Origin of the sequence: Halomonas icarae, assembly GCF_009901955.1 — a bacterium.
Taxonomy (GTDB): domain Bacteria; phylum Pseudomonadota; class Gammaproteobacteria; order Pseudomonadales; family Halomonadaceae; genus Halomonas; species Halomonas icarae.
This window is the reverse complement of the sequence record NZ_WUTS01000001.1, coordinates 654,880-669,098: the sequence shown is the minus strand read 5'-3', so window position 1 is coordinate 669,098 and position 14,219 is coordinate 654,880. Positions and strand designations below refer to the sequence as shown.

The 14,219-nt window shown below is 65.1% G+C and carries 13 protein-coding genes; 5 read left to right on the top strand and 8 right to left on the bottom strand.

Annotated features, from left to right (window positions below):
• The 5 genes from rng to GRB80_RS03035 form a co-directional block, all read right to left on the bottom strand.
• Positions 1–1,464, bottom strand: a complete 1,464-nt coding sequence (gene rng / locus GRB80_RS03055; protein ID WP_132042294.1) for a ribonuclease G — start codon at positions 1,462–1,464, stop codon at positions 1–3.
• A gap of 153 nt (positions 1,465–1,617) precedes the next feature.
• Complete coding sequence (locus GRB80_RS03050; RefSeq protein WP_374708617.1) at positions 1,618–2,217, bottom strand: Maf family protein; 600 nt, start codon at positions 2,215–2,217, stop codon at positions 1,618–1,620.
• Positions 2,218–2,230: 13 nt separating this feature from the next.
• The gene (mreD, locus tag GRB80_RS03045; protein WP_161422509.1) at positions 2,231–2,725 is read right to left on the bottom strand and encodes a rod shape-determining protein MreD; all 495 of its coding nucleotides are present in this window, start codon (positions 2,723–2,725) and stop codon (positions 2,231–2,233) included.
• Complete coding sequence (mreC, locus tag GRB80_RS03040; RefSeq protein ID WP_237561909.1) at positions 2,725–3,615, bottom strand: rod shape-determining protein MreC; 891 nt, start codon at positions 3,613–3,615, stop codon at positions 2,725–2,727. The genes mreD and mreC overlap by 1 nt, the downstream gene beginning before the upstream one ends.
• A gap of 75 nt (positions 3,616–3,690) precedes the next feature.
• Complete coding sequence (locus tag GRB80_RS03035) at positions 3,691–4,728, bottom strand: rod shape-determining protein (protein WP_132042291.1); 1,038 nt, start codon at positions 4,726–4,728, stop codon at positions 3,691–3,693.
• A gap of 173 nt (positions 4,729–4,901) precedes the next feature.
• Here GRB80_RS03035 and gatC point away from each other — a divergent pair, with 173 nt between their 5' ends.
• From gatC to GRB80_RS03015, 4 genes are read left to right on the top strand one after another with little or no spacing between them, the layout of a single operon-like run.
• On the top strand, positions 4,902–5,189 hold the full coding sequence (gene gatC, locus GRB80_RS03030; protein WP_132042290.1) for an Asp-tRNA(Asn)/Glu-tRNA(Gln) amidotransferase subunit GatC: 288 nt from the start codon (positions 4,902–4,904) through the stop codon (positions 5,187–5,189).
• Between the two features lie 26 nt (positions 5,190–5,215).
• The gene (gene gatA / locus GRB80_RS03025) at positions 5,216–6,676 is read left to right on the top strand and encodes an Asp-tRNA(Asn)/Glu-tRNA(Gln) amidotransferase subunit GatA (protein ID WP_132042289.1); all 1,461 of its coding nucleotides are present in this window, start codon (positions 5,216–5,218) and stop codon (positions 6,674–6,676) included.
• Positions 6,676–8,130, top strand: coding sequence for an Asp-tRNA(Asn)/Glu-tRNA(Gln) amidotransferase subunit GatB (gatB, locus tag GRB80_RS03020; RefSeq protein ID WP_132042288.1), 1,455 nt, complete (start codon positions 6,676–6,678; stop codon positions 8,128–8,130). Before gatA ends, gatB begins: the two co-directional genes overlap by 1 nt.
• A 36-nt stretch (positions 8,131–8,166) precedes the next feature.
• A complete protein-coding gene (locus GRB80_RS03015) occupies positions 8,167–8,718 on the top strand; it encodes a cupin domain-containing protein (RefSeq protein ID WP_132042287.1) in 552 nt (183 codons plus the stop codon).
• Between the two features lie 10 nt (positions 8,719–8,728).
• On the opposite strand, the gene GRB80_RS03010 is transcribed toward GRB80_RS03015, so the two are convergent.
• The 3 genes from GRB80_RS03010 to GRB80_RS03000 form a co-directional block, all read right to left on the bottom strand.
• On the bottom strand, positions 8,729–8,899 hold the full coding sequence (locus GRB80_RS03010) for a DUF6435 family protein (protein ID WP_132042286.1): 171 nt from the start codon (positions 8,897–8,899) through the stop codon (positions 8,729–8,731).
• A gap of 155 nt (positions 8,900–9,054) precedes the next feature.
• Positions 9,055–10,542, bottom strand: coding sequence for an aldehyde dehydrogenase (locus tag GRB80_RS03005; RefSeq protein ID WP_237562030.1), 1,488 nt, complete (start codon positions 10,540–10,542; stop codon positions 9,055–9,057).
• A 26-nt stretch (positions 10,543–10,568) separates the two neighbouring features.
• Positions 10,569–11,969 (bottom strand): aspartate aminotransferase family protein, encoded by a 1,401-nt coding sequence (locus GRB80_RS03000; RefSeq protein ID WP_161422508.1) that lies wholly within the window; start codon positions 11,967–11,969, stop codon positions 10,569–10,571.
• 265 nt (positions 11,970–12,234) lie between these two features.
• On the opposite strand from GRB80_RS03000, the gene GRB80_RS02995 reads away from it, so the two are divergent.
• Positions 12,235–14,181 carry a Na+/H+ antiporter NhaC family protein gene (locus tag GRB80_RS02995; protein WP_161422507.1) on the top strand — a complete coding sequence of 649 codons (1,947 nt, stop codon included), beginning with the start codon at positions 12,235–12,237 and terminating at the stop codon, positions 14,179–14,181.
• Positions 14,182–14,219 lie beyond the last annotated feature (38 nt).

Genomic DNA, 14,219 nt, shown 5'->3' with positions numbered 1-14,219 from the left:
TCACATCAGCACGATGTCGTACTGCTCCTGGGAGTAGTGGGTCTCCACCTGAAAGCGGATGGGCTTGCCGATGAACTCTTCCAGATCGGCCACCGCCGCCGACTCCTCGTCGAGCAGACGGTCCACCACCGCCTGGGACGCCAGCACCATGTAAGTCTCGGCGCTATAGGCCCGCTCCTCACGCAGGATCTCGCGAAAGATCTCGTAGCAGACCGTCTCCGGGGTCTTGAGTGTTCCGCGACCGCCGCAGGTCGGGCAAGCTTCGCAGAGAGTCTGCTCCAGGCTTTCGCGGGTACGCTTGCGGGTCAGCTGCACGAGGCCAAGCTCGGTGACACCGGTACACTTGGTCTTGGCGTGATCCCGCTCCAGCGACTTCTCGAGCATGCGCAGCACCTGACGCTGGTGCTCGGGATCCTCCATGTCGATGAAGTCGATGATGATGATGCCGCCAAGGTTACGAAGACGAAGCTGGCGGGCGATGGCGGTCGCCGCCTCGAGGTTGGTCTTGAAGATGGTCTCTTCGAGGTTACGATGCCCCACATAGCCGCCGGTATTGACATCGATGGTGGTCATCGCCTCGGTAGGGTCGATCACCAGGTAACCACCGGACTTGAGCTGCACCTTGCGCCCCAGCGCCTTGTGGAGCTCGTCTTCGACGCTGTAGAGGTCAAAGACCGGTCGCTCGCCGGCATAGTGCTCGATACGCTCCACCGCATCGGGCATGAACTCCTCGGCGAACTCCACCAGCTTGACGTAGTTCTCCCGGGAGTCGATGCGCACCTTCTCGATATCGTCACGCATCACATCCCGCAGGATGCGCATGAACAGCGGCAGGTCATCGTAGATCACGCTGGGCGCCGAGGAGGTGACCTTGCGCTCGCTGACCTTGCGACATAGCCGCAGCAGGAAGTGCATATCGGCGGCCAGCTCCTCGACGCCCACTCCCTCGGCGGCAGTGCGCACGATAAAGCCACCAGTCACCTCCAGGCTCTGCTGGGCCTGGGCCTCCTCGATCAGGCTGCGCAGGCGCTCGCGCTCGCGTTCGTCTTCGATACGCTGGGAGACGCCATGGTGGGGCGCATCCGGCATGTAGACCAGATAACGCGAGGGTACCGAGAGGTGAGTGGTCAGCCGCGCCCCCTTGGAGCCGATCGGATCCTTGGTCACCTGCACCACCAGCGCCTGCCCCTCGTGGAGCAGATGCCCGATGGAGAGCTGCTCCTCGGCCGGCGTACCGGCCGGCATCACCTCATGGGCATGGATGAAGGCGGCGCGGTCGAGGCCGATATCCACGAATGCCGCTTGCATGCCGGGGAGGACTCTGACCACCCGGCCCTTGTAGATATTGCCGACGATGCCGCGACGGCAGGAGCGCTCGATGAAGGCCTCCTGCAGTACGCCGTTTTCCACCACGGCGACGCGGGTCTCCATCGGCGTCAGATTGATCAGTACTTCGCCGCTCATGCGGAAATCCTTGTCCAGAATGCCTTGCGGCCATTATGACATAGTGTCAAGCCTCCAAGGCGTTGATCCGTTCATCATGACAGGGCGATCGCCGATGGCAGCACCACTCGACAAGGCGATTCCGGCGAGAGGCTGCCGATCGCAATCCGCGCATCACGGCCCGAGCGTCCCGTCCCAAAGTGCCACCCCCTGACGGCGCAGCAGCTCGGCGGTCTCGTAGAGCGGCAGTCCCACCACCGCGGAGTGGCTGCCGGCGATATGTGCGATAAACACCGCCGCACGCCCCTGAATGGCATAACCACCCGCCTTGTCGGCGGGTTCCCCGGTGGCCCAGTAGGCGGCGATCTCGGCATCGGAGATCTCACGCATCACGACCCGCGTGGCGACACAGCGCTCGAGCAGGCCCGCGGGGCCGATCACCGCCACCGCCGTGAGCACCTGATGCTCGCGGCCGGCCAGGGAGCGCAGCATGGCGGCGGCGTGCTCTGGCCCCTCGGGCTTGCCGAGAATCTCACCATCACGCACCACGGCGGTATCGGAGCCAAGAGTCGGCAGGTGAGAGCGCTCGGCACCGGCCAGCGCCTTGTCGCGGGCCAGGCGGGTGACATAGGCCTCGGCCCCCTCACTCGGAGCCGGGGTCTCGTCGATATCCACTGGACATATCTCCAGGGACACACCGATGGACACCAGCAGATCACGTCGTCTCGGAGAGGCAGAGGCCAGACAGAGAACAGGGGGAGTCATGACGGACATGGATAGCCTCCGATCAGCCACCGGTAAGCCGCCGCCCCAGTGCATTGAACAGGGTGGCGAACCAGGGCCAGAGCAGCGCGCCGATCAGCGCCGGCGTCAGGAAGGAGAGATGAATGGAGAAGGGTCCCAGCAGGGTTCGCAACCACTGCTCACCCAGCTGCATAAAGCCCAGCAGCACCAGCACCATCAGAGCCTGCTGGAGCAGCGAGTAGGCACGAAATCGCGGATAGACCAGGGCACACAGGAAGGCCAGCAGCGACAGCAGCAGGGCGTTCTGCCCCAGCACGGCTCCCTCGATCAGGTCGAGCAGGATGCCCAGCACGAAGGCGTGAAGGACACCCACCCGAGAGGGTGTCTTCATGCACCAGTAGATCAGCATCAGGCCCAGCCAGTCAGGCCGCCAGATCTGCCAGCCTTCGGCCAGCGGCATCACCTGCAGGCAGAGCGCCAGCAGCAGGGAGCACCAGATCCAGGGAAGCGCCAGGTTGGCGGCGGACGGGACGGCCATCAGCGTGCCTCCTCGTGGCCATCATGGGCGGTAGCCCGACGCGTATCGGCCTCATCGCTCACCGCGCGGGCGGCCTGGATGGCGCTCAAACTGACATCACCTTCCCAGCCGGGGTCATCGAAGCGCGGTCGACTCGGCGGGAAGAGCAACAGGAAGTGACGCGAGCGCTGCAGCTGCGCCACCGGGGCCGCGGTTACCCGGGCGAAGGGCTCGCCCGGATCATGCACCACTGCGTTCACCCTCGCCACCGGATAGCCCGGGGGAAAGCGCCCGGCCAGGCCGGAAGTGACCAACAGATCCCCCTTGCGGATATCGGCGGTGTCGGGAACATGTCGAACATCGAGGCGATCATAACGGCCGCTGCCCTGAAGAATATAACGGAGGCCATTGCGATTGATGCGTACTGGCACCGCATGACTGACATCGGCCACCATCAGCACCCGGCTGGAGTAGGCGAGCACCGAGGTCACCTGCCCTACCAGCCCGGCGGCATCCATCACCGGCTGCCCGACATAGACCCCATCGCGGCGACCGCGATCCAGCACCATCTGGTGGGCGAAAGGGTCCGGGTCCAGTGACAGCAGTTCGGCGGTCATAAACGGCATATCATGCTGGCGAGCGGCGACCAGCAGCTCGCGCAGGCGCACGTTCTCGGCGGTCAGGTCCGCCATGCGCTGCACTCGATGGGAGAGCGTTAGGAGCTGTTCACGCAACCGCCGGTTCTCGTCGACCAGGTCACGCTGATCGGAGAGTGCCAGGGTTCCCCAGCTCAGCACGCTACTGGGCAGACTGACGATCCACTGGATCGGCGCCACCGCCGTGCTGAGCTGGGCACGCACCTCCTCCATGCGGGTCAGGCGAAGATCGGCAACCATCAGCGCAAGCGCCATGATCGTGCAGACCAGCAGACGATAGATGGGCAGCGATCCCTGCGAGAACAGCGGCTTGATGACGCGTCTCCCGGGTCAGTCGCTGGACAGCAGCTCGAAGGTGTGTTTGTCGATCATCTCGAGGGCCTTGCCGCCCCCCCGCGCCACACAGGTCAGCGGGTCCTCGGCCACGATCACCGGCAGACCGGTCTCTTCGGCGATCAGCTTGTCGAGGTCACGCAGCAGTGCACCGCCCCCCGTCAGCACCAATCCACGCTCGGCGATGTCCGAGGCGAGCTCCGGGGGAGACTGCTCCAGGGCATTCTTCACCGCGGCGACGATGGAGGCCAGGGTCTCCTGAAGCGCATCCAGGATCTCGTGTGAGTTCAGGGTGAAGCTGCGGGGAATGCCCTCGGCCAGATTGCGGCCGCGCACATCGATCTCGCGAAGCTCGCCGCCCGGATAGGCACAGCCGATCTCCTCCTTGATGCGCTCGGCGGTGGCCTCGCCGATCAGACTGCCGTAGTGGCGACGCACATAGCCCGTGATCGCCTCGTCGAAGCGGTCGCCGCCGACGCGGATCGACTCGGAGTAGACGACGCCGTTCAGGGAGATAATGGCGATCTCGCTGGTGCCACCACCGATATCCACGACCATGGAGCCCTGGGCTTCCTCCACCGGCAGACCGGCGCCGATGGCGGCCGCCATCGGCTCCTCGATCAGGAATACCTCCCGGGCACCGGCGCCCTCCGCGGACTCCTTGATGGCGCGACGCTCCACCTGGGTCGACATGCAGGGCACGCACACCAGTACCCGGGGGCTGGGCGTCAGGAAGGTGCTCTGATGCACCTTGCGGATGAAGTGCTGCAACATCTGCTCGGTAACGGTGAAATCGGCGATGACGCCATCCTTCATCGGCCGGATGGCCGTGATGTTACCGGGGGTGCGGCCCAGCATGCGCTTGGCGTCGGAGCCCACGGCGGCCACGCTGCGCATGTTGCCGGACTGGCGAATGGCCACGACCGATGGCTCGTCGAGCACGATGCCTCGGCCGCGGACGTAAATCAGCGTATTGGCCGTTCCCAGGTCGATCGAAAGATCGCTGGAGAACAGTCCCCTCAAGCGTTTGAACATGGAAGTCGTTACCTAGTGCAGTCCGGGAGCCCTGTGCGGAGGCAAACGGTATCACCGCGCCCCCTCAGCAGCAAGCAAAACCCCGGGGCAAGGGCGCACCGAGACCCTGCCCGCGCGACGCCGAATATGGTACCTTCAGCGGCCTGATTTTTTTCATCGAGGACATCCGACTCATGGCGCTTGAACACGCTGACGTGCTCAGGGCCGCGCATCTTGCCCGGCTCGGCCTCTCCGACGAAGACGCCACCCACTACCTGGACGACCTCGGCCGCATCCTCGAGATGGTCGACCACCTCCAGGCGCTGAACACCGAGGGCATCGCGCCCCTGGCCCACCCGCTGGATGCGACCCAGCGGCTGCGCGCCGACGAGGTCACCGAGACCGACCGTCGCGACCATTTCCAGCGCTGTGCCCCGGCGGTGGAAAATGGCCTCTATCTGGTACCCCGCGTCGTCGAGTAAGCCACTGCCTACGGAGCCTCCGGCCCATGCATGACAAGACACTGACCGAACTCGCCGCCAGCCTGGCGGCGGGCGAGTTCACCAGCCGCGAGCTGACCGAACACCAGCTCGGCCGCATCGAGCGCCACGATGGCGCTCTCAACAGCTTTATCACCGTCACGCCGGACGCGGCGCTGGAAGCGGCGGACCACGCCGATGCCGCCCGCGCTCGTGGCGAGGCCGGCCCGTTGACCGGCCTGCCGGTAGCGATCAAGGACCTGTTCTGCAGCGATGGGGTACTGACCACCGCCGGCTCGAAGATGCTGGCCAACTTCGTCGCCCCCTATGACGCCTGCGTGGTGGAGAGGCTCAAGGCCGCCGGCACGGTAAGCCTCGGCAAGACCAACCTGGACGAGTTCGCCATGGGCTCCTCCAACGAGAGCAGCGCCTTCGGTGCGGTGCAGAACCCCTGGGATACCACCGCCGTACCCGGTGGCTCCTCCGGCGGCAGCGCCGCCGCGGTAGCCGCGGGCCTGGCGCCTGCCGCCATGGGCACCGATACCGGCGGCTCGATCCGCCAGCCCGCTGCCTTCTGTGGCATCACCGGACTCAAGCCCACCTATGGGCGCATATCGCGCTGGGGCATCATCGCCTACGCCTCGAGCCTCGATCAGGCGGGCCCCATGGCGCGAACCGCCGAAGACTGTGCGCTGCTGATGAATGCCATCGCCGGCCATGACCCCAGAGACTCAACCTGCGTGGCCCGCGGTGTGCCCGACTACACCGCCGACCTCGCTGCTCCGCTGTCCGGCCTGAAGATTGGCCTGCCCAGGGAGTATTTCGGCGACGGCCTCGACCCCGCGGTGGAAGCCGCCGTGCGCGAGGCAGTGGCGGTCTACGAATCACTGGGCGCCACGGTTCGCGAGGTCAGCCTCCCGCACACGCACTACGCCATCCCCGCCTACTACGTGATCGCCCCGGCGGAGGCTTCGTCCAACCTGTCGCGCTACGATGGTGTGCGCTTCGGCCATCGCTGCGAAAACCCCTCTGATCTGATCGACCTGTACAAGCGGTCACGGGCCGAGGGCTTCGGCGAGGAGGTCAAGCGACGCATCCTGATCGGGACCCACACCCTCTCCGAGGGCTTCTTCGACGCCTACTACAAGAAGGCCCAGCAGGTACGCCGGCTGATACGCCAGGATTTCCTCGACGCCTTCGAGGAGGTCGATGTGCTGATGGGGCCAACGTCCCCCACCCCGGCCTTCGATCTCGGCGCCCAGAAGGACCCTGTCTCCATGTACCTCCAGGATATCTACACCATCGCCGTCAACCTGGCCGGTATTCCCGGCATCAGCGTGCCGGCCGGCTTCGTGGGCAAGCGCCCGGTGGGGCTGCAGATACTCGGCACCCACTTCGCCGAGCAGCGCCTGCTCAATGTCGCTCACCGCTACCAGCAGGCCACCGACTGGCACCTGCGTCGCCCCGAGCTTGCCGAGGAGAACGCCTGATGCAATGGGAAACCGTGATCGGTCTGGAAGTTCACGTCCAGCTCGCCACCCAGTCCAAGATCTTCTCCGGCGCCTCCACCGCCTTCGGCGCCGACCCCAACACCCAGGCCTGCGCCGTGGATCTGGGCATGCCCGGCGTGCTACCGGTGCTCAACGAGCAAGCGGTGGCCATGGCGGTGCAGTTCGGGCTGGCGATCCACGCCGAGATCCCCGAGGTCTCGGTATTCGACCGCAAGAACTACTTCTACCCCGACCTGCCCAAGGGCTACCAGACCAGCCAGATGTATCACCCCATCGTGGGCCCCGGCGAGGTCGAGATCGGCCTGGATGATGGCACGACCAAGCGCATCCGGGTCCACCACGCCCACCTCGAGGAGGATGCCGGCAAGTCCCTTCACGAGGACTTCCATGGCATGACCGGTATCGATCTCAACCGTGCCGGCACGCCCCTGCTGGAGATCGTCTCCGAGCCGGACATGCGCTCGGCGAAGGAGGCCGCCGCCTATCTCAAGGCGATCCACTCCATCGTGACCTATCTGGGCATCAGCGACGGCAATATGGCCGAAGGTTCGATGCGCTGCGACGTCAACGTCTCGGTGCGCCCCAGAGGACAGGCCGAGTTCGGCACCCGCGCCGAGATCAAGAACGTCAACTCCTTCCGCTTCGTGGAGCGCGCCATCGAGTTCGAGGTGGAGCGCCAGATCGAGCTGATCGAGGATGGCGGCGAGGTGGTCCAGGAAACCCGCCTGTTCGACCCCGAGCGCGACGAGACTCGCAGCATGCGCACCAAGGAGGAGGCCAACGACTACCGTTACTTCCCCTGCCCGGACCTGCTGCCGGTGGTGCTCGACGCGGCCTACGTCGACCATCTGCGCGAGAGCCTGCCGGAACTGCCCGACGAGAAGCGCGCCCGCTTCCAGGGCGAGCTGGGGCTCTCCGCCTACGATGCCGGTGTGCTCGCGGCGAGCCGCGAAATGGCCGAGTACTTCGAAGTGGTCAAGGACACCTGCGGCGATGCCAAGCAGGCCGCCAACTGGGTGCAGGGGGAGCTCTCCGGCGCACTCAACCGTGAGGGGCTATCGATCCACGACAGTCCGGTCAGCGCCACTCAGCTCGGCGGACTGATCAGTCGGGTGATGGACGACACCATCAACGGCAAGGCCGCCAAGCAGGTATTCCAGGCGCTCTGGAATGGCCAGGGCGTGAGCGCCGATGAGGTGATCGAGGCCAAGGGACTCAAGCAGGTCACCGACAGCGGCGCCATCGAGGCGATGATCGACCAGGTGATCGGCGACAGCCCCGCCCAGGTGGCCCAGTACCGCGACGCCGAACCCGAGAAACGCGGCAAGATGATCGGCTACTTCGTGGGGCAGGTGATGAAGGCGTCTCGCGGCACCGCCAACCCACAGCAGGTCAACGCGCTGCTCAAAGACAAGCTGGACGCCCTGTGCTGATGCCCGGGATGCTCCAGCAAGCCAAGGAGGTCCGGCATGGCCGATGATGTAGGCGAACGGCTGCGCGCCTTGCGCACCCTGCGCGGCATCTCCCAGCGCGAGCTGGCCAAGCGCTGCGGCGTGACCCACTCCAGCCTGTCGCTGATCGAGCAGGGCAAGGTGAGCCCCTCGGTCAGCTCGCTGAAGAAGATCCTCGATGCCATCCCCATGAGCGTCGGCGACTTCTTCACCCTGGAGCTGGAGTCGGGACGACGCGTCTTCTATTCGGCCGAGGAGCTGGCCGATGTGGGCTCAGGGGACGTGGTGTTCAAGCTCGTGGGCGCCGACCGTCGTGATCGTGCGCTCTCCTTCATGGTCGAGACCTACCCCCCCGGGGCCGATACCGGCCGCGAGATGATCACCCATCAGGGTGAAGAGGCCGGCGTGGTGCTGGAGGGCGAGATCGAGATCACCATCGGCGCAGAGACCCGCACGCTCAAGGCCGGCGAAGCCTACTACTACGAGACCAACGTGCCCCACCGCTTTCGCAACCCGGGCGACGAACCCTGCCGCCTGGTCAGCTGCGCCACCCCGGCGCGAGCGTTCTAGGGCCCAAAGCTCACTCTTGCTTTAGCTTGTCGATCTGAGCACGCAACGCCTCCGCCTCCTCGGTGAGGGAGGCGTTGGCTCGCATGTCGCCATTGCGAGCGGCCTGCATCGCCTGCTCGAGTTTCTGCTCGTAGGCCTTCTGCAGCTTCTTCGCCGGATCCGTCTTGAAGAGTCCGAACATGGGGGTTCTCCTGCCAGGGGGATGTCCTGACAGGCTACGCCCATTGGCGGCACAAGGCTATACAAAAGCTTTACTCTGAAGATAATTCGTACATGAAAAGGGCGAGGCCGGCACCCGGGTGCCGGCCTCGCCGTGTCGTGAAGGGGGGGCGCTTCTCAGGTCGAAAGCGACATCCACACGCTCTTGAGCTCCGAATACTCCTGCAGCGAATGGTGAGACTTGTCGCGGCCGTTGCCCGACTGCTTGACCCCGCCGAAGGGCATGGTCTGGTCGCCGCCGGCCCAGTTGTTGACGAACACCTGGCCCGACTCCAGGCGCCGGGTCACGCGCATGATGCGGTCGATATCCTGGCTCCAGAGGCCTGCGGCCAGGCCATAGACGCTGTCGTTGGCAAGCCTAACGGCCTCTTCTTCGCTGTCGAAGCCGAATACCGAGAGCACCGGCCCGAAGATCTCCTCACGCCCGATGGCCATCTCCGGGGTCACGCCATCGAACACCGTGGGGGTAATGAAGAGCCCGGGGCCGTCCAGGGCCTGGCCACCGGCACGCAGGCGAGCCCCCTCCTCCTGGCCCTGGCGGATAAACTCGAGCACCCGACGGTACTGGGTCTCATCGACCATGGCGCCCATAAAGCTCTCTGGATCGAGCGGGTCGCCCGGCTGCATGGTCTTGGCGCAGGCCACCACCTTGTCGATAAAGGCCTCGCGGATTGAATTCTCCACCAGCAGCCGGGAGCCGGCGATGCAGACCTCACCCTGGTTGTGGAAGATCGCCTCGGCGGCGTGATGCGCCACACGATCCAGATTCTTGCAATCGGCGAAAACGATATTCGGACTCTTGCCACCGCACTCCAGGTAGAGCCGCTTGAGATTGGACTCGCCGGCGTACTGCATCAGCTGCTTGCCTACCCCGGTGGAGCCGGTGAAGGCCAGGCAGTCGACGTCCATGGAGAGCGCCAGCGCCTTGCCCACGGTATGCCCGAAGCCCGGCAACACCTGGAAGACACCGCGAGGAACCCCCGCCTCCTGAGCCAGCTGGGCCAGTCGCAGGGCCGACAGCGGAGACTTCTCCGAGGGCTTTAGGATCACGCTGTTGCCTGCCGCCAGCGCCGGGGCCACCTTCCAGGCGGTCATCATCAGCGGGAAGTTCCAGGGCACGATGGAGGCCACCACGCCCAGCGGCTCGCGGAGCACCAGGGCAAGGGCCTCCTCGCCGGTGGGGGCTACCTCGCCGTAGAGCTTGTCGATGCTCTCCGCCTGATAACGGAAGCAGCCGATGGCGCCTGCCATGTCACCCAGCGCGCTCTGGATCGGCTTGCCCATGTCGAGGGTATCGAGCAGCGCCAGCTCCGCCTTGTGGGCCTCCATCAGGTCGGCCAGGCGCAACAGTACCCGCTTGCGCTTGCCGGGGGCCAGCCGTGACCAGGCGCCCCCCTCGAAGGCGGCACGCGCATGACTGACGGCCACATCCGCGTCGGCGGCATCACAGCTCGCCACCTTCGCCAGCACCTCGCCGGTGGCCGGGTTGATCGTCTCAAAGGTCTCTCCACCAGCCGCCGGGACGAAGACATCGTTGATAAAGGCGCGAGTCTCGAAGGTCAGGTCCGCGGCACGCTGGCGCCAGCCGGCCAGGGTCTGGGGCATTTCGTTCTTGAGCATCTCGGAATCACTCACGTCAGGCTCTCCTTGATCTTGTCGGTTGTGGTGACAGCCAGCTGACGCTGGGTAGCGTCCAGGGCGGCGCGCGCCTTGTCGACCAGCTCATCGATCTCTTCGTGACTGATCACCAGGGGGGGCGAGATGATCATGGTATCGCCCACAGAACGCATGACCAGCCCCGAGGCGAAACTATGGTCGCGGCACAGGTTGCCTGCCCCCAGCGCCTTGTCGAAGCGCTCACCGGTCTCGGGATCCACGAGCTCAAGGGCTCCCACCAGCCCAAGCGAGCGCGCCTCGCCGACCAGCGGATGGTCGCCAAGCTCTCCCCAGCGTTGGGCCAGATAGGGCCCCAGGTCGTCACGCACCCGCTCGACCACACCCTCGGCCTCCATCAACTCCAGATTCCTGAGCGCCACCGCCGCACAGGCGGGGTGTCCCGAGTAGGTGAAGCCGTGGAAGAACTCGCCCCCCTCTTCAATCAGGGTATCGGCCACGCGATCCCCGACCAGCACCCCACCGATGGGCAGATAGCCCGAGGAGAGCCCCTTGGCGATCGGCATCAGATCAGGCGTGAGATCATAATGGACACTACCGAACCACTCCCCCAGGCGGCCGAAGCCACAGATGACCTCATCGACCACCAGCAGGATGTCGTACTTGTCGAGCACCGCCTTCACCGCCGGCCAGTAGCTCTGCGGCGGAATGATGGCACCACCGGCCCCCTGCACCGGCTCGGCGATAAAGGCCGCTACATTCTCCTCACCCAGCTCGCGGATCTTCGCCTCCAGGGCCGCGGCACACTCGATACCGAAGTCGTTCGGGTCCTGCCCCGCCGGTCGCCCCTCGCCGAACCAGTAGGGCTGTCGCACATGGGTGATGCCCGGCACGCAGGGCCCCCCCTGCTCATGCATGGGTGCCATGCCGCCAAGGCTCATGCCGGCCACGGTGGAGCCATGGTAGCCGTTCTCACGACCGATGACCCACTGCTTCTCGGGCTTGCCCTTCAGCGCCCAGTAGCGACGCACCATGCGCAGCACCGTGTCGTTCGCCTCGGAGCCGGAGCCCGTGAAGAAGACACGATTCATATGCTCGGGCGCCAGCGAGACCAGCTTTTCCGCCAGCTGCACAGCCGGTGGGTGGGTGGTCTTGAAGAAGTTGTTGTAGTAGGGCAGCTGATGCATCTGCTCCGTGGCGGCCGCGACCAGCTCCTCACGACCATAACCGAGATTGACACACCACAGCCCCGCCATGCCATCGAGGATGCGATTGCCCTCGGAGTCGATGATATAGGCGCCCTCGGCGCGCTCGATGATGCGGCTGCCCTCCTCCCCCAGAGACTTGAAGTCGGTGAACGGGTGCAGATGATGCGCGCGGTCGAGGCGCTGCAGCTGGCCAGTCTTCGAGGCTGACATGACGAAGCCCTCCGGGATCGATGGTGGAAGATGTTATTGTTTAATCAACATACCCTCCCCTACCGGATCTGCCAACCCTTTTCCAAAACATGCCGAAAAACGCTTATTAACCATATGTTTTATATGAAGATATTGATATGTAAAAAAATCGACATTCTACTAAAGTTATGACAAACACCTTGACGCTCCCACCCCTCTAGGTCATTTTTCATTGACGCCTGGCACACTCGCTCGGCGCCATCAACTACAAGTATCCGGAGCGAACATGACCACGATCCTGAGCAGCTGGACGATGCGTCTGGCCCTACTACTGACACTCTGTCTCGGCGCACTGCCCAGTCAGGCGGCAACACTCAGTGCGCCCGAAACGATCCTGCAGGGCGTCGCCTTCGATCTGACCCTGGAAGAGCTCCCCGAAGGTCCCGTCACACTGCGCCTCGACGACCGGACCTTCGAGGTGGTCGGTGACGATGGCGCCAGCGCCCTGGTCGAGGGGCTCACCCTGAACGACAGCGCCGCCAGCCTCGAGCTGGTGGATGCCACCGGGAGCACGCTGGCCAGCGAGACGCTGACGGCGATTCCCGCCTGGCTATCGCTGCTGCCGGCCCTGGTGGCGATCGTCCTGGCGCTGGCGTTTCGCCAGGTGATCCTGGCACTCTTCGTCGGCATCCTGCTGGGCGGCTGGATCATGCACGGCATGGATTTCGGCGCGCTCTCCAGCGCCTTCGGCGACTCGGTCAATGTGCATGTCCTGGAGGCCGCCAGCGACAGTGAGCACATGTCGATCGTGCTGTTCTGCCTGCTGATCGGCGGCATGGTGGGCATCGTCTCCCGCAACGGCGGCACCCAGGGTATCGCCCAGCGCATCTCTAGGGTCATACGCGGGCGACGCCAGGCGCAGACCTCGACCTTCCTGCTGGGGATCGCAATCTTCTTTGATGACTACGCCAACGCGCTGATCGTGGGCAACACCATGCGCGCGATCACCGACAAGATGGCGGTCTCCCGGGCCAAGCTCGCCTATATCATCGACAGCACCGCGGCTCCGGTCTCCGCCATCATGCTGGTGACCACCTGGATCGGCTTTCAGGTGGGGCTGATCAGCGAGGCGATGAGCAACATCAGTGACTGGAACGAGTCGGCCTACTCGGTATTCGTCAACGCCATTCCCTACAACGCCTACCCGATCCTGGCCCTGACCTTCGTGTTCATGACCACCTGGCTGGGTCGCGACTTCGGTCCAATGCTCACCGCCGAGCGTCGAGCCCTCGACGCGGGCGGCCGTCGCACCACCCTGAGCGACCGCGAGGCGATCGTCGAGGAGGCGGAGATCAACACCAAGCCCAATATCCCGATTCGGGCCATGAACGCCATCGTGCCGATGCTGGTGCTTGCCGCCATCACCCTCGGCGGCATCTATACCACCGGCCTCGAGGCCCTGGGGCCCGGCTCCCACTCACTGCGCGACATCTTCGGCGAGGGCGACTCCTTCAGCTCGATGATGTGGGGCTCCCTGGCTTCCTGCGTGGTCGCCGTCATCATGACCCAGGCCCAGCGCCTGATGGCCATGACCGAGACCAGCCACTACTGGTTCGAGGGCGTCAAGTCGATGCTGCTGCCGATCACCATCCTGATGATGGCGTGGGCACTGGCCAACGTGAACGCCTCGCTGCAGACCAGCGACTTCCTGGTGGCGGCCCTCGGGGAGAGCCTCAGCCCGGCATGGCTGCCCGCGGTGATCTTCGTGCTGGCCGGCTTTACGGCCTTCGCTACCGGCTCCTCCTGGGGCGTGATGGGCATCATGATGCCGCTGGTCGTGCCCCTGGCCTGGGCCGTGCTGGAGCAGAACGGCATGAACGGCACGGCGGAAGGCATGCCCATCCTCTACGCCTCGGTGGCGTCGGTGCTTGCCGGCGCGGTCTGGGGAGACCACTGCTCGCCGCTGGCAGATACCACCCTGCTCTCCGCCATGGCCAGTGGCTGCGATCTGGTCGAGCATGTCCGCACCCAGCTTCCCTATGCCCTGCTGGTGGGGGCGGTGGCGCTGATCTTCGGCAACCTGGCGGTCGGTTACGGCATCAGCTGGTGGCTGGGACTGGCGGTCGGCGCCCTGATACTGCTGGGTACCCTGCTGGTCGTCGGCAGGCGTCCCGAGCGACAGCCCGCCACTGCCCAGACAGCCATCGACCTCCCGGACCAGGCGTCCCGATAACGACTCTGGCGCCATCCCCCTAGAACCTCCAATGGAAC